This is a genomic window from Vitreimonas flagellata (assembly GCF_004634425.1).
Lineage (GTDB): Bacteria > Pseudomonadota > Alphaproteobacteria > Caulobacterales > Aquidulcibacteraceae > Vitreimonas > Vitreimonas flagellata.
The window spans coordinates 984,305-1,009,581 of the sequence record NZ_SBJL01000001.1 but is presented as its reverse complement, the minus strand read 5'-3'; the positions used below and the strand labels follow the sequence as shown (position 1 = coordinate 1,009,581).

The window sequence follows — 25,277 nt, the reverse complement described above, 5'->3', positions numbered from 1 at the left end:
CGGTCATTAGCGGAGAAATGCGTGGCCAGGGCCCCGGGGACATTGCGACAACGCGCGCTCATATTGGCGGCCTATGTGCTGGCCTTGTCGGGCTGCGCGTCGTTTCCGCGACTTCAGGCGACGCCGGGTGTTGGGTTGCCGGACGGCGCCGCGACCATTGCGGGTCCCCGTGAAGATGCGGCTTCAAGTGCTATCGAAATCATAGCACCATCGCCGGCAGAGACTCCTGCGATCGCAGAGGTGCAACGGACGGCGCCCACGCAAGAACAAATCTCAGCGCTCGTCGATGCGCGGGACCTTCAGGTGAGTTTGCCACCGCAGCCTCTGCCTCAATTTCTCGATACGGTTTTTGGTGAATTGCTGCGCGTGCCCTACGCGATGGGGCCGGGTGTCGCCGAGCGTCGCGAGATCATCGCGCTCCGGGGGCCGGACGTGATGACAACCACACGTCTGTTCACCATGGCGCAAATGTCATTGGCGCAATACGGACTCGCGGTCGTCATCGACGAAGGCGGCGTGCACATCCTTGACGACACTGTCTTGAGCGGTCGCGCCCCAAGCTTCATCCGCGCGCGCACCGGACCGGAGACACCGGGGCCGTCGCGCCCTGTGATGCAATTCTTCCCGATCTCGACGCTCGACGTTGCGTCGATACTCCCAGTTCTGGAACAGGCTTATCCAAATCGCGGGTCAGTGCGCTTCACCGCAAACGAAGATACGAACACGCTGTTGATCAGTGGTGGCGCGCGCGATGTGGCGGCTGCGGCTGCGGTGTTGCGTGAGCTCGATCAACCGCACTTTTCAAGTGGACAGATCGCGCGCATTGAGCCTGTGTTTCTGTCGGTCGAACAATTGGCGGAAGAGGTGACGTTAGCGCTGCGGGCCGAGGGATATCGGGTGCAGAACCCATTGGAGGCACGAGGTGGATCGCTTGTGCTGCTGCCCTTGCCCAATGCCAATCAGGTCCTGCTCTTCGCAAGCGATACGCGCATGTTCGACCGTGCGCTCCACTGGATCCGGACGCTCGATAGCGCCTCCGCCCTGGGCAATGGCGAGGGGCTGTTCATTTATACGGCGCAGAATGTGAGCGCCGAGGAATTGGCTGCGTTGGTCGGACCAGGCTCAGCCGCGAGCGAATCCGCCGCTAGCGTCACGCCTCCGGAAATTGCGGTGCGGCGAAATGGAAACAGCGGCGGAGGGCGTACCGTTCAGCCGGTTGCACGAGGCGCCGGCGGTATCACTGTGGACGCGATCGGCAATCGGCTAATCTTTCGCGGCACGTCGAGTGAGTATCAGAGATTGCGCGACACACTCGTGCAATTGGATCAGCCGCCACGGCAAGTGCTCGTGGAGTTGACGATCGCGGAAGTGACGCTAACTGACGAGACGCGGTTCGGCATCGAGTGGTTTTTGGATCAGACGATTACAGACGGTACGCTCACGGCGACCACAGAAGGTGGAACTACGCGACAACCAGGTGGGCTCGGCGTGGTGGCGTCGCATGTGTTTTCGCGGGGGCGCGTGGAGGCCGCTCTGAACGCGTTTGCCTCAAACCGAAATTTGAACATTCTCTCAACGCCGCGTGTGTTCACGCGCTCCGGTAATGAGGCCGAAATCTTGGTTGGTATCGATGTGCCAATCATTACGTCGCAACGCGCCTCAGACAGTCAAAGCAGCGGGGATACGGATGTGCTGCAGACGGTGCAATATCGTCAGACCGGCATCATTCTCAACGTGCGGCCGATAGTGTATGGAGACGATCGCATCGATATCTCGCTCTACCAAGAGGTCTCGAGCCAACAACCGAATACGAGTGCCGCGATCAATAGTCCGCTCATCCTCAATCGTAGCGTCTCGACACAGATCTCGCTGCAAGAGGGCATGACCGCTGTCATTGGCGGATTGATGCAGGACACTTACACGCGCGACCAACGCGGTATTCCGGGCCTCAAGGACCTGCCCGTTATCGGTGCAGCGTTCCGGAGTGAAGAGGTCACAGGCGACAAGGTGGAACTCGTCATTCTGCTGACGCCCTACATCGTCCGCGACGATGACGATGTGCAGGCGATGACCGATGCCTTGACGCGCTCGGTCAACAGTTCGCTTCGCCGGCGGGGCGCACAAGTGTATACGCTCTATCCCTGGCGAACGCCTTTCTCATCCGACCGGACGCATGATCGTCTCACGCCGCGACCGCCTGCGCTCAACTAGTCGCGCAAAGCACCCCAGCCAAAAATGTTGTCGTGTCCTGGGTCTCCGAGGTCGTGGGCGCGCCGCTGCAAGTCAGCGATGATGGCGATTGCGCGCGTCGGCGAGGGTTCGTGCAGATCTTTTGCAACGCGTGCGGCAATGACAGGCGCCGCGAACGATGTGCCGGTGACGTGCATTGCGTCGTTCTGCAGCTGCACGGGTACGTCGACGCCAAACGCAGCGAAATCGATATAGTCGCCGCGATTGGCGCGGATGTAGGGCTGGCCCTCGGCGTCGATCGCTGTGATGGCGAGCACGCCGTCAAAGGCGCCGGGGAAGGTGGGACGAGCGGCAGGGCCGCGATTGCCCGCGGCAGCGACAATGATGTGACCGCGATCGACCGCGCGTCGAACCATCTCTTCCAGGATGGCGTTGCTAGGTCCCTGCACGCTGATATTCACCACCGCCACACGATTAGCGATCATCCAGTCGAGGGCTGCGGCGATGCGCTCGGCAGAGGCGGCCAAAGCGCCGTCGGTGCTTTCACCGAAGACGTCCGCCACGTGGACGTGTGCGCCGTTCTGCACCGCAATGGCGGCGACAGCAGAGCCGTGAGTGCGCGCAACGCTGCGCGGGCCGGCAAACGCACGCTGGCTCAGCAGGGCGTTGGATACGGGTAGAGCGTTGGGGTCGACGCCCGTGTCGATAATGCCAAGTGCGCCTTGGAGCCGCGCAGGCGCGCGCGATCGCCTGGATGCAAACGTCGCGCTCGAGGATTGGGAGCTGCGATAGATGCTGTTGTGCGTCACGAGCGCCTGTGGCGCCGCGTGTCTGAGGATTGCGAGCGCCTCTGGAATAGGCGTTCGTGAAGGAATGCGCAGGCGCACCATCACGCCGCCGGACGTAAGTCGCCGTGTGCTGAGGCGTCGGAAGCCAAGTCGGCGTGCGGTTCGTACGTCTTCGGCGTGGCCTACGAGCACGACCTCGTGTGGTAGATACTCGCCCCAGTGCTCGTCGTATTCGATCGAATAGAGGACGTGTTCGATGAGCTGAGCTTGATCATAATCTGCGCCACGGATGTTGCGGGAGGCTTCATGCTCGTCACGACCGTCATCCCCACCACCACCCGGGCCGGAGTTCGAGTCGTCATCGGGCTGGTCGTCGAAATCATCGCCGCCGCCATGGCCGCTTGAATCGTAGTCGTCATCGTCGCCCGGCTCCCAATCGCCATTCCCAGGGCCGGAATTGTCATAGTCGTCCAGATCGGGGCCATCGTCAGCGTCATCGCGACCCGACGCCCAGGCGGACGAGCCATCGAGGAAGGAGTTCCCCGCTCCTGGCCATCCAAAGCTGAGCGCTGTGACGATAAGTGCACACGTCGCAAGAGAGACAAGCCGCGTCATTTCACCCACCGCGCGTCTTGATGCACCACGCCAGGAGATCAGGCGAATAATACCGTGCGGGAATAGAAATACTCGTCAAGCGTAGTCGCCCTGAGGGATGAAAAAGGACAGCCTCGCCTTCCGGACGGAGCTCGTGTCGCTGCTGCCGCGGCTGAGACGTTTCGCGCTTGCGCTGGCGGGGCAACAGGAAGCAGCGGAAGACCTGCTACATTCTGCCGTGGAGCGTGCGCTACGCAATTGGGCGGCGTTCGAGGCGGGGCGACGCCTCGATTCATGGATGTTCAAGATTATCCAAAACCGGTGGATCGATATGCGGCGGGCGCAAAGGCATGCGCCGTTTCAGACGCTCGACGACATGGATGTCGCGGGCGAAGACGGACGCGAGATCGTTGAGATGCGAGACGAGATGCGCGTGGTCCGTGCAGCCTTCGGTGCATTGCATGCCGATCAACGGGCGGTGCTTACTCTAGTTGTGCTTGAGGGGCTTTCCTATTCGGAGGCAGCCGAAACGCTCGGTGTGCCAATTGGGACGATTATGAGCCGGTTGTCGCGCGCCCGTGCCGCGCTATCGACCGCGCTGCAGCGCGGCGATGTCGTGCCAATACGGAGAGGCAAAAATGCTCAATGACGAGTTGATCGGTGCGTTTCTCGATGGCGAGCTAGACGCTGATCAGCGCGCTGATGTGGAAGATAAGCTGCGTCGCGACAACGGCGCTGCGACGCGCTTGAGGCGCATGCAAGCGGCGGATGCTTTGTTGAAACGTGGACTAGCGCCGGAAGTGCAAAGCGAGCCCGACGCGATTGCCGCGATGATATTGCGCGGTGAACAAAAGCGTGCTTGGCGCAATTGGGGCGCACGTGTTGCGGCAGTTGCTGCTGCGTTGGTGCTGGGCGTCCTTATTGGCCGGATTGTTGACGAAGCCGCGCCAATGCACGCTGTTTACGAGATACCCGCAGACCAAGCGCGTTTGCTCAATACATTGTCCAGTGGTCGTGTATACGAAAGCGACTTCGGAATATTCGAAGTTGTACTGTCATTACAAAGCGAGGCGGGCGAATTTTGCCGACAATTCAGGCTGACGCGGGACCAACACAGTACTGACGTGCTGGCATGTCGCCATGAGGGTGGCGCCTGGCGGATGGTGGCCAGTGCGGTCGCTGCTGACGATGAAGCCTATACGCCGGCAGGGGCGCATTCACCGCTTGATGTCGCCATTGCGAATTTGGGGCGGGTCGAGGTGCTCGATGTGAGCCAAGAACGCGCCGCACTTGCACAAAACGGCGCTGAGGCGCCTTAGAGTGGTTGCAATTACAGTCGTCAATGTATTGATAAATAAGCCATTCCCTTAATGGGCGAATTACGTTCGCTTCATGGTAAATTGTTCCAGAATTACTTGGTTTCCATGTGCGGACGCTGCGGTCTGTCGTGGGAATCTGGGGATTCAGAATGGGCGCGCTTTTTGGGATTGGTCGGTATTCGGCAAAATTGATCGTCGGTGGCGCCCTCGCCTTGACGCTTCTGACCACGCCGACTGCAAAAGCAGAAGATTTCGATGTTCCCACTGGCGGGCCGCGTAGCCCAACCTTTGGGGCGACGCCCTTCAGTCAGCCGCTGATGTTGTTTGAGGAATTCGGCACCCAGGCGGTGCCGACAGCGCCTTGCCCCACGTGTACGCCATTGCCTTCAGCGAATGGATGCGCTGGCACGCCCAACAGCGCAGCGCTTGATACGTTCTTGCGCCAACCCTTGTCGCCCTTACCGACGCGCGAGGCGAACCAAACGCGTGGCTCTTACTGGGCCACGCTGGTTGGGTCTTGCGTACGCCCGCTCGCGACGAGTTCCGTCGAGGGGCGGCCGCCGGGCGAATGGTTTGCTCACCAGCGCTGGGATGAGTTTTATCCGCGCGTCTATTTTCAATCGGCGCAAGCGGGCGCGCGTGCGAACCGCGGTTTGCGCGATGCATGGCAGCGCCATGGTTATGCCGTCGGTGAGTTCCGTCGTAATGGCGGCCTCTATTACAGGGGCGGCACGACGCGCGGCACCGAGGTTCGTTTTCACCCCAACTTTCCGATTCAAAATCGTAATTCGGTGTGGACCTTCGACGGCACGATGCCGCCTAAGCTGCTGATGGCCCGCATTGGCGAGCCGGTTCTTTTCCGTCACTTCAACACGCTTCCAATTGATCCCTCCGCCAACAACGGTTTCGGGGCCAACACGATCACCACCCACCAACACAACGGGCACAATCCCGCTGAAAGTGATGGGTTTGCGGCCGCGTTCTTCTTCCCTGGGCAATTCTACGATTATCATTGGCCGATGGTGTTGGCGGGGCACGACACGATCAACACCAGCGCCACGGACAATCGCGCAGGGTATCCGGACGGAAATGGCGGCATCACCCGCATCCGCGGCGATTGGCGCGAAACGCAAAGCACACTTTGGTTCCACGACCACATGCTCGATTACACGGCGCAGAACGTGTACAAGGGCAATGCGGCGATGATGAATATCTACAGCGCCATTGATCGTGGTCGTGAAGGTTTGCGCTGCAATTACGCTAACGCGAATAATCCAAACCTTTGCTTCCCGAGTGGCACCGCGCTTGATTGGGGCAATCGCGACTACGATGTGAATCTTGTCATTGCCGATAAGGCCTGGGATTCCGCTGGCCAGCTCTGGTTTAATATCTTCAATCTCGATGGCTTCCTGGGCGACCAAGTGTTGGTGAATTGGACCTGGCGGCCATACTTGGATGTTCGCGCGCGCCGTTATCGCTTCCGTATTCTGAACGGCAGCGTGTCGCGAAATTTCCAACTCGCCTTGGTCAATCAGCTTGGGCAACCAGTGCCGTTCCATATGATCGCCAATGATGGCAACATCATGCAGCACACTGTGCGTTTCCCGAATTCGGAATCGCAGTCGCTGCCGGAGCAAGCGATCGCTGAGCGCTACGACATCGTTGTCGATTTCAGCCAATTCACACCGGGCGCGCGGCTCTATCTCGTGAATCTGCTTGAGCACCGTGACGGTCGTCGCCCGCGCGAAACGGTGCCGATCGCGGACGCCTTCAGCGGTCGCTACCAAGGCGATCCGGGCGTTGGCCGCATCATGGAATTCCGCGTGCAGGCTTATGGTGGCGTGGATCGGAGTATGGATCCCGCAATGTACGAGGAGGGCGGCCGTCAGATGGTGCCGCTGCCACAAGTATCGCAGACCGAGATCAACAATGCACGTCGGCGGACATTTGAATTTGGCCGCACTGGAAACACGGACGAAATGCCGTGGACGATTCGTGTAGATGGGGACGTTGGCCTCGGCATGGATCCTCATCGCGTCTCCGTCGCCACCACTAACAATCGCTGGGAAGTCTGGGAGTTTGAGTCAGGCGACGGCTGGGCGCATCCGGTCCATGTCCACTTCGAAGAGGGGCGCATTTTGAGCCGTGACGGCGCCCCGCCGCCGAGTTGGGAGCGCGGTGCGCGGAAAGATGTGTTCCGCGTGGGGGCTGGCCCGCACACCACAAGCCGCGTGCAGGTGCTTCTGCGCTTCCGCGAATTCCTCGGAACCTACATGGAGCATTGTCACAACACGATGCACGAGGATCATTCGATGCTGCTCAGGTGGGACAACCGTAATCCCGGCCAGGCGGTGGCGATCCCGACGCCCATCGCAGACTGGGAGGGCGTGTATTACGAGCCATCTCTCGATCTGCCGACGGCGCAATGATGCGAAAGTGGCGACTCTGGGCGCGCATCGCATCGGCGCTCACGATCACGGCGCTCACCTTGATGCCGCAATCGGCGATGTCACAGCAGACGCGCTGGCGGGCCGAGTATTTTCCGAACGTGGTCCTCACAGATCACAACGGGAGGCAGGTGCGTTTCTATGATGATCTGATCCGCGGGAAGATTGTCTCGATCAATTTCATCTTTACGTCGTGCGCAGACATCTGCCCGCTCGACACCGCCCAATTGCGGCGTGTCCAACAAATCCTGGGCGATCGCGTGGGGCGCGATGTCCATATGTATTCGATCTCGGTGGATCCTGCGCGCGATACGCCAGCATCGTTGCGGCGCTTCATGCGCTCATATGATGTCGGGCCGGGATGGACGTTCTTGACGGGATCGCGAGAAGACGTGGACTTGCTTCAACGCCGGCTTGGCGTTCGTCCGATTGACCCTGGCAGACCGCTCACGGAGCACGATACGAACATAATCGTCGGCAACGAAGTCACCGGACAATGGATTCGACGTACCGCGTACGAAAATCCGCAATTGCTCGCGAACCTTCTAAGCAGCCGTCTGCAAAACCACATGCCTGACGGTGAGTCGCGGCAAACTTATGCGGTGGCGGGACGTGTGACGGAAACCTCCAACGGCGCATATTTGTATCGAACCCGTTGTCGGTCGTGCCACACGCTCGGGGAGGGCGATCGGCTCGGACCCGACCTAGCCGGCGTGACGCAGGCGCGTTCAAACGCTTGGCTCTCGCGTTGGATTCGTGAGCCCGACGTGATGTTAGCCGAGGGCGATCCAACAGCGACGGCGATGCTTCCCCGCTATCGCAATTTGCCTATGCCCAATTTGGGGCTCTCACCCTCTGAAGTGGATGCGGTCATCACCTATTTGCGCGAGCAAGACGAGGCGCGCGCACGACGGCGACAATAGAACCGCAAAGCGTGTTCAGTTGAGAGCGCCTGGCAACCAGTTGAACCGGATTCCAACCATCGCGTCAGGGCTTGCGTCGGACAATCCACCGCTTGCGGTGAGGGTGATGCGGAGCCGCTCGCTCATGCGGTAGGAAACATAAGCACCGGCATTAGCGGGCTCATCGTTTCCTTCAACCGAAGCCTCGCGCCAATTTGCGAATGCGCCAACACGTGTTCGACCGCCGACGGGTACCCAGGCGCCCACGCTCGCTTGGGCGCCATCTTGCCGTTCGGGACCCTCGTCCCGCTGTCCCAACCAGCGATGACCCGCGCTGACATAAACCCCGCCTGCGTTTGTGGCGACGCCGACTTCCGCAACGAGCGCATAATCGACAGTACCGACGCCCAGGCCGCGTTCCTCGTCGCCAGTAGGTAGTCTGGCGCGCGCAGAGATCTCCGCGTAGGCGCTTGAGCCGCCAATGCGCCTAAAAGCCCGTTCGACCGACAGATGTGTGTCGCCAAGACCTTTGTCGGCGCCGACGCGTGTGACAGCGCCCGTTCCGTCTCCGGTCTCGCCATCCTCGCTGACATCGGCGGGGCCATCTACATGGAGATAGGCGCTCGAGGCTCGAATGGTCCAATCATCGACGGTGAGACGAACGCCGAACGGAACAGCGATGACCTCGGTCTCTTCTTCAGCGCCGTATTTACCACTCGAGTAATCAACTCCAGTGGAGAAGCTCAGCCGCGTCTCCGCCTCGGCTGGGTTAACGAAGGACCAAAGCGCGACCAAAGCTGAAACAGCGATCACTCGCACGCGCGTGTGCATCAACGGCTCCCCGGAAGATAATTTGATCTAGGGAACACGAGGAGTGGGGGATTTCACGGTAATTCTCTACTCAAGCGATCAAGGTCTCGATCTCGCGAGTGAGCGCGGTCGGCTTCGTGCGAGGAGGGAATGCCATCTCATGCGTCAGGCAATTGGCGAAGATACGTCCCACGGGCCTGCACTAAACGCGGGTTAAGGTTAATCGTGGGGGATCATTTGCGTCTGCTTGTCGCCATCGCGCTAATGCTGTCGGCATGTGCGAAGTCAGAGCTCGCCAAACACAGTGAGATCGCCGGTCGCTTACTAGAGCAGCGCGGCGCTCCAGATTTTGCCGACGCGAGCACGCATGAGTATCCAGCCATTCGACACGTGCCCAGCGGTATGCTTTGCCTGCTTCCGGCTGAGGGCGCATTCGAGTTTGACGTCTTTCCAGCGAGCGCATTGAACGCCGGAGCGCAGTGCTCAACGACTTCAGGCGACACGCTAGTTGCGTGGGTCGCCGTGCAGTTTCGCGAACCGACAACGCTCGACATTGCCTTCGCGAGCGCAGTTGCTCAATTAAATGAGGGCGATCCCAACGCGCGGGCGTGGGAAGGTGAGCCCAGCGCTGCGGACAAGTCATCACCGGAAGGTCTGCCACACTATCGTATTCACAGACTGCGATCCAACATTGGCGGCGAGGACCGGTATCTGCGTCTCGCAATGAGCGAACGTAACGGATGGTACGTGCAGCAACTTGTCTCTGCGCCGATTGCTGATGCGACGACGACAGAGGCGCAAGCTGGTCAGACTTGGCGAACGGTGCTCCGGGAGTTTGCGGCGCAACCTGTGGATCACTAGGGAGTGGCCTTGTCCCTTGGTGATGTGAAGAAAAGGATTTGCGTGTCATTCTGTTGAATGGCCAAGCGGATCCTCCGCCGGCAGGCTGTCCGTAGATGCGTTCCTTTTTGGTCGGCGCTCAGGTTCAGACGTAGGTTCGGGAGCGGATCTGATCCGTTTAGCCGCGGCCGGCGTACCTTCCCCTTCGTGATTTGGTCGATCTGGGATGGCCGCTTTGCTGGTGCAAATTCGAGTGTTGGCGGCTGCATTGGCCGCTGTTGTCGCAGTCGCGGTTCCGACTGCGCAGGCGCTCTTTGGGTTCGGGCTTTCGGCTGGGGAATTTTCCTACCAGGGCGATGCGACGCTGCGCGTGGCGGGTTACGCGTTCTCGATCTGGGGGCTGCTCTATATCGGCATGATCGCCCATGCCGGCTACCAAGTCGTGCTGGGGCCACGATCAGACACGCCACCGATGTTAGTCTGGGGTTCTGTGCTTGCGATGAGTGGATGCGGGCTTTGGATTATTGCTGCGGCGCTGAATGGCGTTTGGTGGACGCTTGGAATTCTGAGCGTCGCCGCCGCGGCACTTATTTTTGCGCTTGCGCGCGCCGGTGAAGCAGGATCGACGCCGGAGCAGTGGTTGGTGCGCGCGCCGATGAGTCTGCTGGCCGGCTGGCTCACGATTGCCGCGATTGTGAATGCCATGACGTCGCTGACGATCGAAGGGTTCATTGGCGCTGAGCATGCGCAAATTGCAGCGCTTGCCGCGATTGCCGTTGCTCTTGTTTTGGCGAGCGCGTTGGCCTTGCGCTTGCGCAATGCGCTTTATCTCCTGCCGATCGCCTGGGGCCTGGGCGGCGTCTATGCTGCGGAACTGGCGCGAAAGACGCTTGTGGCGCAAGCTGCTGCGGCTGCGGCGTTGGCGCTGCTGGTCGTGGCCGTACTTGTCATCGTCGCGAGACGTCGCCAACGTCAGGCCTAAGCGCTATCTAAAATTCATGCGTGTGGGGTAGGTATGGCAAAGCGGCCATCGACAGAGACTTTGGCGGATGCGAGTGTTTCGCAGCGTGTTCGCGCGCGCCTGGAGAGCCAGGGGCGACGCTTTCACGCCAATGATTGCATCGCCGACGTGCTGGAACCAGGCGATATGGATGCGCTTCTCGAAGAAGTCGCGCAGAAGTTCGAGACGGTGCTCGACGCCCTGGTGATCGACACGAAAAGCGATCACAACACGCAAGACACAGCGCGTCGCGTCGCCAAGATGTACCTCACCGAGGTGTTCGCCGGTCGCTATGCGCCGCCGCCGCAGGTCACGGAATTTCCCAACGCGGAATCGCTGAATGAATTGATGATCGTTGGCCCCGTCACTATTCGGAGCGCGTGTTCGCATCATTTTTGTCCGATCATGGGGCGTGTGTGGATCGGTCTCATGCCAAATCAGCATTCCAATCTGATCGGCCTCTCGAAATATGCGCGCTTGGCGCACTGGATCATGTCGCGGCCGCAGATTCAGGAGGAGGCCATCACGCAATTGGCTGACTTGCTCAACAAGAAGGTTCGGCCCGACGGCCTCGCCGTCGTCATGGAGGCGGATCATTATTGTATGCATTGGCGTGGCGTGAAGGACGACAACACCAAAATGATCAACAGCGTCATGCGCGGTGTCTTTCTCAAGGACCCTGCGCTTCGACGTGAGTTCTTGTCTCTGATCAATCTTAAGGACTGACGCCATGCTGGTGCGATTGCTCTATTGCAGCGAAATGGCCGAGCCGCGTGGCTCAAAGCTGCTGGAAGACATCATGGCGCAATCGCGACGCCTGAATCCCGAGCGGGGTGTGACCGGGTTGCTGTGCGTGTCTGATGCGCAATTTATCCAAGTGCTCGAAGGCGGGCGCGCTCAGGTTTGCGCTTTGTACAATGCCATCGTTCGTGATCCGAGACATACGCATGTCACCTTGCTTTCGTTCGAGGAGATCACCGAACGCACGTTTGGATCTTGGTCGATGGGGCAAGTGGAACTGGCCAAGATCAATCCGGGGCTGCTGTTGAAGTATTTCGAGCACGCCAAGCTCGCCCCGACGGCGGCGTCCGGTCGTGCGACCATGGCTCTGCTCGAAGAATTGCTCGCCAGCGGCGCGATCGTTCAGCGTGCGGACTCCTGATGCTGTGTTGAGCGCAACACGCCACACCTCCTGATCCGCGTCTGCCCCATTGACGTATCAAGGACGTTAGCGGGGGTAGTATGCGCATTTCGACTGTAGGTTTGACACTGGGGATGCTGTGCGCTTCGGTGGGCGTTGCGACGGCGCAAGAGCGTGATGCAAGCGGCTGGCGTCTGAGCGTTGGCGCCGGCGCTATCGTTTCTCCATCGTACGAGGGTGACGACGAGGTCCGTCTTTCGATAGTCCCCGACATTCGCGTGGCGTATGGCGATCGCTTTTTTGCATCTGTCCAGGAGGGGATCGGCTATCGCGCTGTTCTCACGCCCAATCTGCAAGCAGGCCCGATCGCGCGCGTGAAGTTTGGCCGTGAGGAGAGCGGTGAGCAGGCCTTTGCGTTGAGCGGCGACGACAGCGCCGATCTTGTCGGGCTGGGCGATGTCGATACGAGCCTCGAACTGGGTGGGTTTGTGCAATATGCTTTGGGCCCGATGCTGGTCGAGGCGGAGGCGCGTCGGGGCGTGTCTGGCCATGAGGGATTTGTCGCCGACATTGGCTTGAGATGGCGCGGACAAGTGGCGCTCGATGGATCGACGCTTCGTTACGGCTTGGGGCCGCGCGTTCGTCTGGTCGATGATGATTACGTCAGCGCATATTTCGATGTGGACCTGGCGCAAGCGGCGGCGTCTGGCCTCGCGGTGTTCGACGCGGACGGCGGCTTGTATTCGTTCGGGGCCGGCGCCAACGCCCTATGGCGTCCAAACGGCGCCAGTCCATGGTCTATCGGTGCGTTCGCTTCGATGGATCAACTAAGCGGTGATGCGGGCGAGAGTTCGCTCGTAAAGACGCGCGGCGACGCCACGCAAGTCAGCGGCGGCGTCTTCTTCTCACGTTCTCTCTTTTGAGTAGTATGGGAGATCGCCAACCGCTCGTTGGGCGCGCGGTCGTATTCGGCGCCCAAGGCGCGATAGGCGGAGCCCTAGCGGATTGTCTGGCTGAGAATCCGGGAATCGAAATAGTGTATTGCGGCGCGCGGCATGAGCCTCGTGCGGGTTCGAAGCGTCTTCCATTTTCGTTCGATCTGGTTGACGAACCGAGCATCGCCGCAGCGGCGGCGCAGATCGGCGCGGATGGCCCGGTAGATTTCGTGCTCGTCGCCACGGGCGCGTTGCACGGTGATGCAATGCAGCCCGAAAAGACGTGGCGCCACTTCAGCGCATCACAGTTTGAGCGGATGTTCGCTATCAACGCGACGGGCCCCGCGCTCATCGCCAGACATTTTCTGCCGCTTCTCTCCAAGGAACGACGCAGTATTTTTGCCGCGCTGTCGGCGCGCGTTGGATCGATTGAGGACAATCGTTTAGGAGGATGGGCGTCGTATCGCGCCTCGAAGGCCGCGTTGCATCAAATCATCCGGACATGCGCGATCGAATTGGCGCGAAGGAACCCGAAGGCGCTTTGTGTGGCGCTGCACCCGGGCACTGTGGATAGTGCGCTGTCGAAGCCTTTCCAGCGATCGGCAACACATGGCGTATTTTCGCCCGAAGAGAGCGCGCGTCATCTGATCGATGTATTGGAGCGCTTGGCGTCTTCGGATTCCGGCTGCGCATTCGCGTGGGACGGAGCCAAGATTCCGTTCTAATCGAAGTGACAGACCGTGTTCAAAAGAGGCAGGTCACGTCCACTGTTTGCGCGATCTGAATTTCGACCATGCCTGCTTCCAGAGCAGGCCTCCCAGGAAGTGTTGTGTCCGCGCTCGTCATCATGATCAGGAAGGGACAGGCTGTGCCGGCCTGAGGGCGGGTGAAGATGAAAGTGAAAGGGCGGCTGTCGGTGTCGGCGCCAAGAACCGCCCAGCCTTGGTGTAGCAGCGACGCCGAGATGGCGTCGAGCGCTCCTGTTTCTCGATTGATATCTGTGCGAAGGCAGTAGAAATTGAGGATGGCCTCGCGGTCGCACGTAATGATCTCCGCACCATCGGGCAGGGTTGTCGTGGTGACTTGCGTTTCCCCCGGACGCGAGAACCTAAGCTCTGTTTCCGCGGCCGCCAGGGTTGGCGCAAAGAATAGCGCGGCGAGGAGCGATGCGAGGCGACGTTTCATGCTGCTTTCTTGCGGCTGTTGAACGCTGGCGGCAATCGACGTCATAGCGCTGAAGCGCCCGCCGTTGAGGCGGCGGGCGCACAGGTCTTCACTAGCCGCGCTTTAGGCCGCTGGCGGGGTGACCACCGTATCGATGACGTGGATCACGCCGTTGGACCCGACAACGTCGGCCGCCGTAACGGTCGCATATGCGCCGGATGAATCGGTGAGGCGAATGGCGCCGTTCACACGCGTTGCCGTGAGCGTGCCGCCTTGCACCGTCGTCAAGGTCGCGCTGCCGCCGCCGGCATCGATTTGAGCGCCGAGTTCGGCCGCGCTCACGCGGCCCGAGACCACATGGTAAGTGAGAATACGCGAGAGCGCGTCACGGTTCTCGGGTTGCGTCAGGCTTTGCAACGCGCCGGGCGGAAGTTTATCGAACGCTGCGTTGGTTGGCGCGAACACCGTGAAGGGGCCGGCGCCGGAGAGCGTCTCGACAAGCCCCGCAGCCTGAACAGCGCTCACCAACGTCGTGTGATCGGGCGACGCGATGGCCGCATCGACGATCGTGCCCGACGCGGCCGGCGCTTCTACCGCTGCTTGAGCTGTTTCTTCCGCAGCAGGGGGCGTCTGTTGCGCGCAGGCAGCGAGCGCCACAAGCGCGGCGCATGAGGCCAGCGTCAGTCGAAGAGTGCTTTTCATCAATCGATCTCCTAGGAAGTGATGCGCTGTGTACGCGCGCGAACGCGGATCGGATGAGTCTTCAGAAACGCTCGGGACGCATTACACTTACGTCAGCGAGTGTGGCCACGCCGGAATACGTCTTGAAGTACTGCTCAAGCCAAACGAGCGCCGCCTGCGCGGAGTCTTCATTGCCAATGGCGACAATGAGCAAGGCTGCTTGTTCCCCGACGCCTGTCTGCCGCCACATGCCGTGAGCGCCGGCGCCTTCGATCCCCTGGAACACGCTCCATCCTTTGAAGCCGCTTTTGCCCAGCATGTCTTCAACGGCGGCGAGACCGTGCTGTTCGACGAAAATGTCGAGCCGCTTTTTGGGAACAAGGTTCATAGGAAACCTCCAAGTGCGCTGCAGAGGGCGTGATAGAGGGGAATGCCGACGATCAGATTGAACGGGAACGTAACGCCAAGCGCCATCGGCAATGAGACGCCGGCGTCGGCCTTCGGCAGCGCCACACGCATGGCCGCTGGCACCGCGATGTAAGAGGCGGAAGCCGTCAACACAGCAAAGAGCGTCGCGTCTCCGATCGAAAGTCCGAGGGATGAGGCTGCCAGCGCACCGGCGCCGCCAGCGCATACAGGCCAAAGGATAGCGAAGGCAAAACTCGCGACGTTGAGCTGCGAGTTCTGCGCCAGACGACGCGAGGCCAACAAGCCCATATCGAGCAGGAAGAGACACAAGGCGCCCTGGAAGAGCGGTCCGCTGACAAAGCCGCTCAGTTGGTTTGCGCCGCGCTCACCCGTGATGAGGCCGACAACAAAAGCGCCGACCAGAAGCACGGCGGCGCCGTTCAAGAGGACCTCCCGCCAGAGTCCGGCGCGATACTGCCCGTTTTCGGGCTGAGACCGCTCGCCAACCACAAGAAGCGCGGCAAGGATGGCGGGGGTCTCCATGAGCGCGAGCACCGCGGCCATGTGTCCGCTGAATGCGACATCCATGCTGCGCAGATATTCTGCGCCGGCGGCGAAGGTGACGAGTGAGACACTGCCATAATGCGCAGCGGTGGCGGCGGCGGTGATGCGCTCCAGTTTGCACACATGCCGTAACACGAAGAATGCGACGAACGGTGTGGTGAAGCTGAACAACACACCCAGTGCGCCCGTCGCGACCAATTCTGTCGTGAAGCCGGCGGCGTGCGCCTCAACGCCGCCTTTGAAGCCAATTGAGAGCATCAGATAAAGGGCGAGCGTCTTCGCCGCCTGGTCCGGGATGGTGAGATCCGAGCGCAGTGCGCCGGCGATCGCGCCGAGGGCGAAGAAGAGGATCGCCGGCGATGCGAGATTGACGATCGCCGCGCTAAGTCCGGATTCAATCACGAGAGCCACTCCGCACCTGGGATCGGTGAGCGGCGGCGGAGGTGCCCTGCATCGGCGGTGTGAAGCAACACATCCGCCGATGAGTTTCGCACATCATAGCAATCGGCTTGAACGGGGTGAGGGCGAACCGCGTGCTCTTTCGCGGTTCGCCCTCAGTGCACGCTTAGCCTCTGCTGCTGAGCGCCTCATCGCGCGTGCGGTAGAGCGAGTAGAGCATCGCGCCGCCGATCAGAGCGATCGTCATGAGCAACGCCCAGTGCGGCTCCAGGTAGGGAACCCAGCCAAGCTCTTTCGAGAGCCCGAAGTTCCAGATGATCTTTGCCCCGATCAGCACCAGCACGAGCGAGAGGCCGTACTTCAGATATTTGAAGCGCTCGACCGCGGCCGCGAGCATGAAATACATCGACCGCAAGCCGAGAATGGCGAAGATGTTGGATGTGTAAACGATGAAGGGGTCGCGCGTGACCGCAAAAATCGCCGGCACCGAATCAACCGCGAAAACGATGTCGGCCGCTTCCACCATGATTAGCGCGAGGAAAAGCGGCGTGGCGTAGAGCACCGCTTTGCCCGTCTGCGGATCGGGGAGACGCACGAAGAAATTGTGGTTCTCGATGCGATCGGTCACTCGCATACGGGCGCGCACGAAGGCGAGCAGCTTGTTGTCTTCAAGCTTCATCTCCTGGCCGTGGCCGCTGACCATCTTCCAGCCCGTCCAAATGAGGAAGGCGGCGAAGATGTAGAGAACCCAGGTCCACGAATTGACCACCGTGGCGCCTAGAGAAATGAATATCGCGCGGAAGAAGATGGCGCCCAGGATGCCCCAGAAGAGCACGCGGTGCTGATATTCGCGCGGCACTGCGAAATACGTAAAGATCAGCGAGATGACGAAGATGTTGTCGAACGCGAGCGCGGTCTCAAGCAGATATCCGGTAAAGTACTGGACTACGGCCTGCTGGTTCAAATTGTCCGGCGAAGAATAATATTGCGGATCGGGCTGATAGACGAAGCCAACATAAAGCCCGAACAGAAGCGCAAGCGTCGCGAAGCTCGCCCACATGATGGCGCTCTTCTTAGGCGAAATCACGCTGTCCTTGCGATTGAGCAGACCGAGGTCCACCCAGAGCAGGAATACGATGAAAGAGAGGAATGCGAGCCAGAGCCAGATAGGCTGGCCTGCGTAGCTCGCAGTGAGAAAATCCATCTTCTTGTCTCAAAAAAGCTCGCGCCCGCGCGCGGTATGGCGCGCGGGCGCGATAGGTGGGGAAACTATTCTTCGCGCTGCCCGAAGAGCGACAGCAGCAATTGGAAAAGGTTGATAAAGTTCAGATAGAGGCTCAGCGCGCCCCATACCTGCGTCTTGCTGGCGATGTCGCCAGACATGCCATCCAGATATTCCAGCTTGAGGCGTTGCGTGTCGAACGCGGTCAGGCCGGCGAATACGATGACGCCGAGCACCGAGGCGACGAATTGCAGCAAGCTGGACTGAAGGAAAATGTTGACCAGGAAGGCGATGACGACGCCCACCAACCCGATCATCAAAAATGTGCTCATGCCGGAGAGCGAGCGCTTCGTTGTGTAGCCGAAGAGGCTCAACGCGCCGAATGCCGCAGCGGTCACGAAAAATACTTGAGCGATGGAGGTGCTCGTATAGGCCTGAAACAGGATGCTCAGGCCCACGCCCTGCAGCGCCGCCAAACCCCAATAGAGCCCGTGCGTGGCCGCCGTAGAGAGTCGCTGCGCCATGAAAGAGGCGATGAGCAACAGACCAAGCGGGGCCAGCATGGCGACCCACCCCAGCGCCGTGAATTGTCCGGCGCTGGAATAGAAAAGCGCGCTTGCGCCGGATTGCATGAGCAGGAAGGCAGTTGCGCCACTGAGGCCTAAGCCGGCGAACATGTAATTGTAGATGCCGAGCATGTGTTGGCGCAGCCCGGCATCATAGAGGGCGTCCGCGGGGATCGCGCGTGCGCCCGCTCTGGTCGATCGTTGAAAGTCGTTAAAGGCCATCTCTTCCGTCCTTGTAGCGTTCAAGGTTGGATCGCGGACGGAGGGCCAATCCCGCTTGCGGGGCTTGGGGGGCGAGGGAACGCGAGATCGATGCGCTCTCCGCCGCAATCCTCCAGTCCGACATCGCGGCGCTACGCACCGCCAGAGGGGCCCGGCCTGGCCCCACAGAAGTAGTATCCGCGCGCGCCGAGAAAAGCCCGCGCATCATTTAAAACCGCAATATCTGCTATCGCGATTGCTCATCGGCTTTCGCGCGGCGGCTATCTAGGGACGCCAGAATAAAATTGGCGAGCCGCTCAGCCGGTAATGCTAATGATTTACCGGCACGGACCAGCGCAATCTCGGCATCTGCCAGCGGCGGGAAGCCTTGGTCGGAACCGAACATTATCAGGTCGCTGGGGACCATCTCTGTCGGCAAGACGGTAACGCCCAACCCCGCGCGCAGCGCCGCGTGTTGGCCGGCGAGCGACGGGCTCGTGTAGGCGACACGCCATGGCCGGCCCACCTGATCGAGCGCGGAGATTGCGCGCTTACGATAAACGCAGGGCGCAGGCGCGGCGATCAGGGGGATCGCGCCGTCCTTCGGCAATACATCCTCGCCAGCGCCCACCCAGACGAGATGCTCCTGCCAGACCGATTGGCCCACATTCGCACCGATCGGCTCGCGCTTGATAAGCGCAAGGTCAAGTTCGCCCTGCGCCATTTTATCCATGAGATTGAGGGTGAGATCGCAGGTTACCGAGAGGCTCACATGCGGATAGGCGCGCGCATAATCGCCCAGGATTCCAGGCAAGTGCGTCGTCGCGAAGTCTTCGGGCGCGCCGAAGCGCACCTCGCCTTCGAGCGCGTGCTCGAAAATTTCGCCAACAATCTCGTCGTTGAGACGTAACAGGCGTCGCGCTTGCGCGAGCAGGGCCTCGCCTTGCGCGGTTAGAACGACATTACGAGGATCGCGGCTGAACAATTCAGCGTCAAGCTGTTCCTCGAGACGCTTGATCTGGAGCGAGATCGTCGATTGCGTCCGCCCGAGGCGCACGCCGGCGCGCGTAAAGCTTTGGGCCTCCGCGACGGCGACGAACGCACGCACCAAGTCGAGATCAAGATTCACCAAGCGCGGCTTTTGTTGGGGCATCGATACGGAGCCAAGGAGTGGTCAGAAGGGTGCGCCGCAAACGGCGCCAGGCTCCGACCCTAGCCGGAACCTCATGCCGCGCATACATCAAGAGCGCAATTTGGGAGCTCTAAGCAATGGTTCTGCGGTCGCGCCGTGATTTGCTCAAGGTTCTGAGCGCTGGCGTGCTTGTCGGTGCGTGCAGCGAAAACCCGGCAACGGGGCGGCGTCAATTGAGTTTGGTGTCGGATGAGACGCTGGCAGCCTTGGGACGCGAGGCGTGGGCGGACGCGCTGGCGCGCATGCCCCGTGTTGATGATCGGGGCATGCATGCGCGATTGGAGCGAATTGGCCAAGCCATGGCGGCGCGGTCGAGCGCGCCCGCGGAGTGGGAATTTGCCGTATTCGACAGCGCAGAGGTCAATGCCTTCGTGCTTCCTGGCGGCAAGGTTGGGTTCTTTCGAGGTTTGATGGAAAGTGCGCAATCCGACGATGAGATTGCCGCGGTGATGGGCCACGAGATCGGTCATATCGAAGCGCGCCATTCGAACGAGCGCATGAGTCAGCAATTGGCGCTGGAGATCGGCGTCTCGCTGGCGGCGGCGGCGTTATCGGAAGAGTACGGACAGAATGCGGAGGCGATCGCGGGTGCACTGGGCGCGGGCGTGCTCTACGGGGTTGTCTTGCCGTATTCACGTTTGCAGGAACTGGAAGCCGATCGGCTTGGCCTCGGCCTCATGCGCAACGCTAGTTTTGATCCCCAGGGCGCACTTTCATTCTGGCGTCGAATGTCGGGTGATGGCGTGGATGCAATCGAGTGGATGTCCACGCACCCCGCTGACGCGCGCAGGCTGGAAGCTTTGGCCGCGTTGGTGAGCGAAACGCAATAAGGCCAGGCACTGTAGCTGATGCATGTGACGCTCGGCCTCATCACTGTTGAGAAGTCCGGTGGGTCGACCGGAAAAGGCGCTACTTGAGCCACAGCGTCGTTTGATGGATGGCGAGGCCGATCAGGCCGCCGATGATCGTGCCGTTGATGCGGATGTATTGGAGGTCGGCGCCGACGTTCTGTTCAAGCTTTTCGACCACGGTGGCCGTGTCCCAGCTGCGGATCGTCTCAGAGATCAGGGCGCCGACGTCGCGATTGTGGCGCCCGGCGATTTCGGTCAGTAGCGCACGGAGGCGCCGGTTCAGCGTCTCAACCACCGCCTGGTCTTCGAGCAAGGCTGCGCCAAAGCGCTCGATGCCGGCGGCCAGGGTTGTGCGGGCGGCCATTTGTGTTTCGACATCGCTCAGCGATTGCTTCATCGCCTGCCACACTTCGGCCAGATAGGTCGCCACGGACGGGTGCGCGAGAATGTCGCCGATCATGCGCTCCATCTGCGCGCGCAGCTCGGGCGAGTGCTGCAGGTCCTCGGAAAACTTTTGGAGCAGCGCAGTGATGCGTTGCCGCGCGGGATGGTCCGGCTGCTCCGCGACCTGATGCAATGTGTCTTCGATAGCGCCAATCAGCGCATCGGAGGCGCGCGCGTCGAGCGAGATGATGCGCCAGACCCACGAGGTGCGCGCGCGGACTTGGGCGCGTATCGCTGGCTCATGCTCCTCCAGCGCGCGCCAACCTTCGGCGAGCGCCGCGTCGAGCACGGGTTGATGGCGGCCATGCTCGGTCAGCAGCTTGATGCCGCGGCCGAGCGCAGATGAAAGCCGTTCGTCGCGGCTGAACTCGGTCAGCTGACGGCGCATAAATTCGCTCACCACTTCATCATCGAGGAGATCGACGATTGCCGGCAGCGCGTCCATGATCCCATCGGAAACCCGACGCGCGGTCGCTGGGTCCGCCAATTGGCGGCCCAAGGCGCTTGCAAGGTCTTGGTTGCTGAGGCGCGCGCCGATCACGTCAGGGGCCAGGAAATTCACCGCGACGAATTCGCCAAGGGCTTGGGCGATGCGCTCCTTGCTGCGCGGGATGACGGCTGTGTGCGGGATCGGCAAGCCGAGGGGGCGGCGGAAGATCGCGGTGACGGCAAACCAATCCGCAAGTCCGCCCACCAGAGCGGCTTCCGCGAAGGCGCGCACATAACCCCAGACGGGCGCCTGATCTTGCCGTGAGAGCGCGAGCACGAAAATGGACGCCATCAAGACCAGCAATCCGCCGGCGATCAGTCGCATCGTTGCGAGTGATCGCGCCTTCTCCACTGGCGCTGGCTCGTGTGCAAATTCGTGCGACATGCGCGGAAGCTCTCATATTAGACCGCTGGGCGATTGATTTGAGGCAAGTCTGTCGTCCAGGCTAGGCTCTAGCGTGCCAGGAAAATCTGTGAATGGAGACGGCGGTGGCGTTGGGTAGCCGAATTCTGGGTGCGGTTCTTCTCGTCGGCGTTGGCGCAGTGGCCATCGCCGCGTTGACCGCCGCGCCGCACATCCTGAAGACCGCGCGCCCATTACTGCGTGAGGGGCTGAAGCGCGGTGTGAAATTCTATGAGGGCGCACGCGCGTCCGCCGCGGAGTTTGCGGAGGATGTCGAAGATTTGCTGGCGGAGGTGAAGGCCGATCTGACGGCCAAACCCGAAACGCCCACTGTCAGCGAGAAATCGAACGGCGCGCCATGAGTCTTGCTGCAATCGGCAGGAGGGAGAAGCCGACAATGGTCGCCGTCTCGACCAAACGCGGCGGCGCAATACGCAGCATGTTGCGCAGTGGCGCGAACGCAAACGGCGCAGCAAGCAGCACGTAAGCGGCGGCGACGCCGAGTTCGACCGGGCGATCAAACAGATCGCTGACGGGGCGCCCCGGACGCAAGCGCAGAGCGTGTGCAAGTTGGTGGCTCGCAAGCGCCAGGAACGTGAGGCCGCGTGTGCGGGGCCCCGAACCGTGGCGCGCCGTGCCGATGACGTGGGTGATGATGGCCGGCATAGCCATTCGGAGCGCGTCGCCTGCGATCGAGCGGAGTTCGTCGCGGCCAAACACGTCCTGCGACGCGGCGCGGGGCGGTCGGTCAAGAATATCGGCGGCAGGGCGCGCCATCGAGAGACCGAGCGCGGGGAACACGTCGGTCATCAGATTCAGCCAGAAGAGCTGTGCCGGTGTCTCCAACGCGTTTGGCCCATGCAGGCCTTCGGCGAGGAGTAGCGCCACCTCGCTTGCGTTGGTGGCGAGCAAGAACCGCACGGCGCGTCGAAGATTTTCATCCGCCGTTCGGCCGCGCGCCAGCGCGCGCGCAAGCGTGCCCAGATCATCGTCGGCGATGACGATGTCGGCGATATCGCGCGCGACGTCGGCGCCGGATTTGCCCATGGCAATGCCGACATCGGCGGCCCGCAATGCGGGACCATCGTTTACGCCATCGCCTGTCATCGCGACCACGTGGCCCTCGGCCTGAAGTGCGCGGATGATTGCGAGTTTGTCCGACGGGCTCACGCGCGCGAACACTTCGGTGGTGCGAATGGTCTGGCGGAGCGTCGTAGCGGACATGTCGCGCAACGCGCTGGCGTCAACCACGTCAAGCGCGCCATCATTGGAAAAGCCGAGGTCTTGCGCCAGGCGGCGTGCGGTGCCGGCCTGATCGCCGGTGAGAATAAGCGTGCGCAAGCCAGCCCGTTGAAGCGTCGCCACCATCTGGGCCGCGCCCGGGCGGAGCGGATCGCGCAAGCCGACAAGCCCCAGCCATTCCAGCTGCGTGGGCGCCTCGTCGCCAAGACCCAAGCCGACGCCGCGCGCAACAGCCAGGACGCGCAAGCCCTCCTGCGCGAGTTCGTCATTCTGACGCGCGATCTGCGCGCGATCTGCGTCCGACAACGCGCGTGTGGCGCCGCCTGATCGAACCTTGGCGCACAGGTTCAAGACTTGATGCGGCGCGCCCTTGACGGCCAACAGGCTTGCATCGCCATTCTGGTGCGCGGTGACCATGTAGAGGCGTTGTTCGCTCCGGAGCTGCACGCCCGTGCGTGGCAGAGTCGCACGCAATTCGTCGAGGTCGAGGCCGGCGGCGGCCGCCAAGCGAAGCAGCGCTAATTCGGTGCCTGAGCCCGCCGATGGGGTCTCCGCGTCCGACAATTGTGCGTCGTTGCAGAGCGCGGCGAACTTCGCGACCAGTCGCGCGCCCACGGGCGCACGATCATCTTCGCCCAGGTCGTAACGCGACGCGAGCGTCCGCACCACAGAGGCCTGCATGCGGTTTTGCGTCAATGTGCCGGTCTTGTCCAAGCAGAGCACATCGATGTTTGCCGCGGTTTCAAGCACGTTCACATTGCGGACGAATGCGCCCTCGCGCGACATGGCGCGCGCAGCAATGGCTTTGGTGGAAGCGGCCAACGCCGGCAAACCCTCTGGGATAGCGGAAACAGCCAGCGCAACAGCGCTTCGCGCGACGGCGCCGAGGGGTGCGCCGCGGAGAAGCAGCATCAGTGCTAGTATGGACGACGCGCCAAGGCAGGCGATCGTCAAACGAACGCCAAGTCGATCGAGCGCCTGGTCCATCGGCGGCTTCGGCGGATGCGTACTTTGCAGCAGACCGCGTACACGTCCAATTTCGCTCGCGGCGCCGGTGGCGGTGACGATTGCCAATCCGGCGCCATTGGTGACGATGCCGCCGCGATGCACCATGGTGCGGCGCGCCGCGAGCGGCGCCTCCTCAAGCACAAAGGCGTCCGCCGATTTCTCAACGGGAAAGCTTTCGCCGGTGAGGGAAGATTCATCGACAAGCAAGGCTTCCGATTGCAGCAAGCGCGCGTCTGCAGGTACGGCCGCGCCCGTCTTCAAGGCGATCCAGTCACCGGGCGCCACGCGCGATGTCGGCACACGCATCTCTTGGCCGTTGCGCACCACAATCGCGTCGGGATCGGTTTGTCGTGCGAGGCGGCGGATAAGATTGGCCGTCCAGCTTTCGGTTGAAGCGCCAATGCCCGCGTTGAGCGTGATGACGCCAAGCGTCAACGCTGCATCGATGAGGCCGCCTGTTGCAATCGAGAGCGCCGCGGACCCGCCAAGCAATGCGACGGGCGCGGATTTGAATTGATCGACGAACACATTGAGCGGCGAGGGCGGGGACGGCTCCGCGAGACGGTTTTCACCTATGCGGTAGAGACGCTCCAACGCCTCGCCTTCGCTGAGTCCATTCGGACTTGCGAAGGCTGACGCCACCGCCGCGCTAGGCATAGCGTGCCAGGCGCGCGTCTCAGCATCCGCTGGCGCCGGCGCCACGGGCGCGGTCAGGCCGCTGCGCCATAGGTTGCGGACCATTGCGGCGATTTCTTCGGCCGTGAGGCGCGGATCATGCTCGATCAGAAGCGCGCCGGAGCAAGGGCTCTCGCGCACATCCGCGACGCCCTCACGCGCCGCGACCCGTCGTGCGAGTGCGCCGAGCAGATCGTGCCGGCCACGCAGAGGATCAAGCCGCAGCCGTGTGCGCCCTGGCAAGGCATGGTGCACGCGGACGTGAGGTTCCAGCCGATGGTCGTATGTCACATCGGCGACATCGACTGTGAGGCTTGGCCTCGCTGTCACGCCGGTGGTTTCGCCTGGTCTTCGATCGCAGTCACAGCCGTGTCGTGCTTGAGATGTTCGGCCACGCGCTGCGCGGACTTGGCGCCAACCTGCAGCGCCTCAGCCGTGTTTTCAGCCAAGAAGACCACGGCGTGCCGCAGCGCGACCTGCGCCTCTTGGCCGAATTCCTTCAGCTTCTCCTGCGCGATCGCCGTCTGGTTCGGCAGATCGGCGCGGATGGCTTGAGCCATTAGACCAGCGTGGGTCTTGAAGCGCGCCAATTGCTCGCTCGCTTCTTCAAGGTGCTTTTTAGCTTCGGCGCTGGCGCCAGTGGCGCCGACTTCGAGGTGGCTTTTTGCCTTGGCGAGGCGGTCCTCCAAAGTCAGCAGTGTGGATTTCAAACCTTCGCAGAAATCGATAACGGCCTGGCTCATCACGATACTCCTCTCGGGTCGCAGTGTTCACGCCGGCGCCGATCTTACTTTGCGCCCGA

24 protein-coding genes and 1 pseudogene are annotated in these 25,277 nt (G+C 61.5%); 13 read left to right on the top strand and 12 right to left on the bottom strand.

The genetic code is table 11. The features are described from left to right. Positions 1-21 precede the first annotated feature (21 nt). A complete protein-coding gene (locus EPJ54_RS05195) occupies positions 22-2,211 on the top strand; it encodes a secretin N-terminal domain-containing protein (protein ID WP_167755582.1) in 2,190 nt (729 codons plus the stop codon). Here the strand turns inward: EPJ54_RS05195 and EPJ54_RS05190 are convergent. Continuing rightward, the gene (locus tag EPJ54_RS05190; protein WP_135210586.1) at positions 2,208-3,593 is read right to left on the bottom strand and encodes a S8 family serine peptidase; all 1,386 of its coding nucleotides are present in this window, start codon (positions 3,591-3,593) and stop codon (positions 2,208-2,210) included. The two genes, EPJ54_RS05195 and EPJ54_RS05190, sit on opposite strands and share 4 nt — an antisense overlap. A gap of 97 nt (positions 3,594-3,690) precedes the next feature. Here EPJ54_RS05190 and EPJ54_RS05185 point away from each other — a divergent pair, with 97 nt between their 5' ends. The 4 genes and pseudogenes from EPJ54_RS05185 to EPJ54_RS05170 all read left to right on the top strand — a co-directional run bounded on the left by EPJ54_RS05185 (position 3,691) and on the right by EPJ54_RS05170 (position 8,261). Next, complete coding sequence (locus EPJ54_RS05185) at positions 3,691-4,221, top strand: RNA polymerase sigma factor (protein ID WP_135210585.1); 531 nt, start codon at positions 3,691-3,693, stop codon at positions 4,219-4,221. After that, on the top strand, positions 4,211-4,891 hold the full coding sequence (locus tag EPJ54_RS05180; RefSeq protein WP_135210584.1) for an anti-sigma factor family protein: 681 nt from the start codon (positions 4,211-4,213) through the stop codon (positions 4,889-4,891). Before EPJ54_RS05185 ends, EPJ54_RS05180 begins: the two co-directional genes overlap by 11 nt. Before the next feature lie 230 nt (positions 4,892-5,121). Continuing rightward, positions 5,122-7,311 (top strand): annotated as a pseudogene (locus EPJ54_RS05175) (multicopper oxidase family protein); the annotation flags it as partial. A gap of 5 nt (positions 7,312-7,316) precedes the next feature. Then, positions 7,317-8,261 carry an SCO family protein gene (locus EPJ54_RS05170; protein ID WP_239590763.1) on the top strand — a complete coding sequence of 315 codons (945 nt, stop codon included), beginning with the start codon at positions 7,317-7,319 and terminating at the stop codon, positions 8,259-8,261. A gap of 15 nt (positions 8,262-8,276) precedes the next feature. Here the strand turns inward: EPJ54_RS05170 and EPJ54_RS05165 are convergent, their stop codons facing one another. Then, positions 8,277-9,071, bottom strand: a complete 795-nt coding sequence (locus tag EPJ54_RS05165; RefSeq protein WP_135210582.1) for a hypothetical protein — start codon at positions 9,069-9,071, stop codon at positions 8,277-8,279. 216 nt (positions 9,072-9,287) lie between these two features. On the opposite strand from EPJ54_RS05165, the gene EPJ54_RS05160 reads away from it, so the two are divergent. The 6 genes from EPJ54_RS05160 to EPJ54_RS05135 all read left to right on the top strand — a co-directional run bounded on the left by EPJ54_RS05160 (position 9,288) and on the right by EPJ54_RS05135 (position 13,691). Beyond that, positions 9,288-9,911: a hypothetical protein gene (locus EPJ54_RS05160; protein ID WP_135210581.1), complete on the top strand. Its 624-nt coding sequence runs from the start codon at positions 9,288-9,290 to the stop codon at positions 9,909-9,911. 205 nt (positions 9,912-10,116) lie between these two features. Further along, positions 10,117-10,872 carry a hypothetical protein gene (locus EPJ54_RS05155; protein WP_135210580.1) on the top strand — a complete coding sequence of 252 codons (756 nt, stop codon included), beginning with the start codon at positions 10,117-10,119 and terminating at the stop codon, positions 10,870-10,872. A 33-nt stretch (positions 10,873-10,905) separates the two neighbouring features. Further along, positions 10,906-11,616 (top strand): GTP cyclohydrolase I, encoded by a 711-nt coding sequence (gene folE, locus EPJ54_RS05150; protein WP_135210579.1) that lies wholly within the window; start codon positions 10,906-10,908, stop codon positions 11,614-11,616. A gap of 4 nt (positions 11,617-11,620) precedes the next feature. Further along, complete coding sequence (locus EPJ54_RS05145) at positions 11,621-12,052, top strand: BLUF domain-containing protein (protein WP_135210578.1); 432 nt, start codon at positions 11,621-11,623, stop codon at positions 12,050-12,052. An 80-nt stretch (positions 12,053-12,132) separates the two neighbouring features. Beyond that, a complete protein-coding gene (locus tag EPJ54_RS05140; RefSeq protein ID WP_135210577.1) occupies positions 12,133-12,954 on the top strand; it encodes a MipA/OmpV family protein in 822 nt (273 codons plus the stop codon). A 5-nt stretch (positions 12,955-12,959) separates the two neighbouring features. Next, entirely contained in the window at positions 12,960-13,691 is a 732-nt protein-coding gene (locus tag EPJ54_RS05135; RefSeq protein WP_135210576.1) for an SDR family NAD(P)-dependent oxidoreductase, read from the top strand. A gap of 19 nt (positions 13,692-13,710) precedes the next feature. Here EPJ54_RS05135 and EPJ54_RS05130 read toward each other — a convergent pair whose 3' ends face one another. The 7 genes from EPJ54_RS05130 to EPJ54_RS05100 form a co-directional block, all read right to left on the bottom strand. Continuing rightward, entirely contained in the window at positions 13,711-14,196 is a 486-nt protein-coding gene (locus EPJ54_RS05130; protein WP_135210575.1) for a hypothetical protein, read from the bottom strand. A 57-nt stretch (positions 14,197-14,253) separates the two neighbouring features. Continuing rightward, a complete protein-coding gene (locus EPJ54_RS05125; RefSeq protein WP_135210574.1) occupies positions 14,254-14,832 on the bottom strand; it encodes a fasciclin domain-containing protein in 579 nt (192 codons plus the stop codon). Between the two features lie 61 nt (positions 14,833-14,893). Further along, positions 14,894-15,199 (bottom strand): DUF190 domain-containing protein, encoded by a 306-nt coding sequence (locus tag EPJ54_RS05120; protein WP_135210573.1) that lies wholly within the window; start codon positions 15,197-15,199, stop codon positions 14,894-14,896. Then, positions 15,196-16,185, bottom strand: a complete 990-nt coding sequence (locus tag EPJ54_RS05115) for a sodium-dependent bicarbonate transport family permease (protein ID WP_239590762.1) — start codon at positions 16,183-16,185, stop codon at positions 15,196-15,198. The genes EPJ54_RS05120 and EPJ54_RS05115 overlap by 4 nt, the downstream gene beginning before the upstream one ends. A 163-nt stretch (positions 16,186-16,348) precedes the next feature. Further along, positions 16,349-17,386, bottom strand: a complete 1,038-nt coding sequence (locus EPJ54_RS05110; RefSeq protein WP_135210572.1) for a TerC family protein — start codon at positions 17,384-17,386, stop codon at positions 16,349-16,351. Positions 17,387-17,451: 65 nt separating this feature from the next. Beyond that, positions 17,452-18,192, bottom strand: a complete 741-nt coding sequence (locus EPJ54_RS05105) for a Bax inhibitor-1/YccA family protein (protein ID WP_135210571.1) — start codon at positions 18,190-18,192, stop codon at positions 17,452-17,454. Between the two features lie 226 nt (positions 18,193-18,418). Continuing rightward, positions 18,419-19,324 (bottom strand): LysR substrate-binding domain-containing protein, encoded by a 906-nt coding sequence (locus EPJ54_RS05100; protein ID WP_135210570.1) that lies wholly within the window; start codon positions 19,322-19,324, stop codon positions 18,419-18,421. A gap of 116 nt (positions 19,325-19,440) precedes the next feature. On the opposite strand from EPJ54_RS05100, the gene EPJ54_RS05095 reads away from it, so the two are divergent. Then, positions 19,441-20,193, top strand: coding sequence for a M48 family metallopeptidase (locus EPJ54_RS05095; protein WP_135210569.1), 753 nt, complete (start codon positions 19,441-19,443; stop codon positions 20,191-20,193). 79 nt (positions 20,194-20,272) lie between these two features. Here EPJ54_RS05095 and EPJ54_RS05090 read toward each other — a convergent pair whose 3' ends face one another. Further along, positions 20,273-21,532 carry a DUF445 domain-containing protein gene (locus EPJ54_RS05090; RefSeq protein ID WP_135210568.1) on the bottom strand — a complete coding sequence of 420 codons (1,260 nt, stop codon included), beginning with the start codon at positions 21,530-21,532 and terminating at the stop codon, positions 20,273-20,275. A 104-nt stretch (positions 21,533-21,636) separates the two neighbouring features. Between EPJ54_RS05090 and EPJ54_RS05085 the strand changes: the two genes are divergently transcribed. Continuing rightward, positions 21,637-21,912, top strand: coding sequence for a DUF5132 domain-containing protein (locus tag EPJ54_RS05085; RefSeq protein WP_167755581.1), 276 nt, complete (start codon positions 21,637-21,639; stop codon positions 21,910-21,912). Here EPJ54_RS05085 and EPJ54_RS05080 read toward each other — a convergent pair. Beyond that, complete coding sequence (locus tag EPJ54_RS05080; protein ID WP_135210566.1) at positions 21,884-24,805, bottom strand: cation-translocating P-type ATPase; 2,922 nt, start codon at positions 24,803-24,805, stop codon at positions 21,884-21,886. The genes EPJ54_RS05085 and EPJ54_RS05080 overlap by 29 nt on opposite strands. After that, a complete protein-coding gene (locus EPJ54_RS05075; protein WP_135210565.1) occupies positions 24,802-25,218 on the bottom strand; it encodes a hypothetical protein in 417 nt (138 codons plus the stop codon). The genes EPJ54_RS05080 and EPJ54_RS05075 overlap by 4 nt, the downstream gene beginning before the upstream one ends. Positions 25,219-25,277 lie beyond the last annotated feature (59 nt).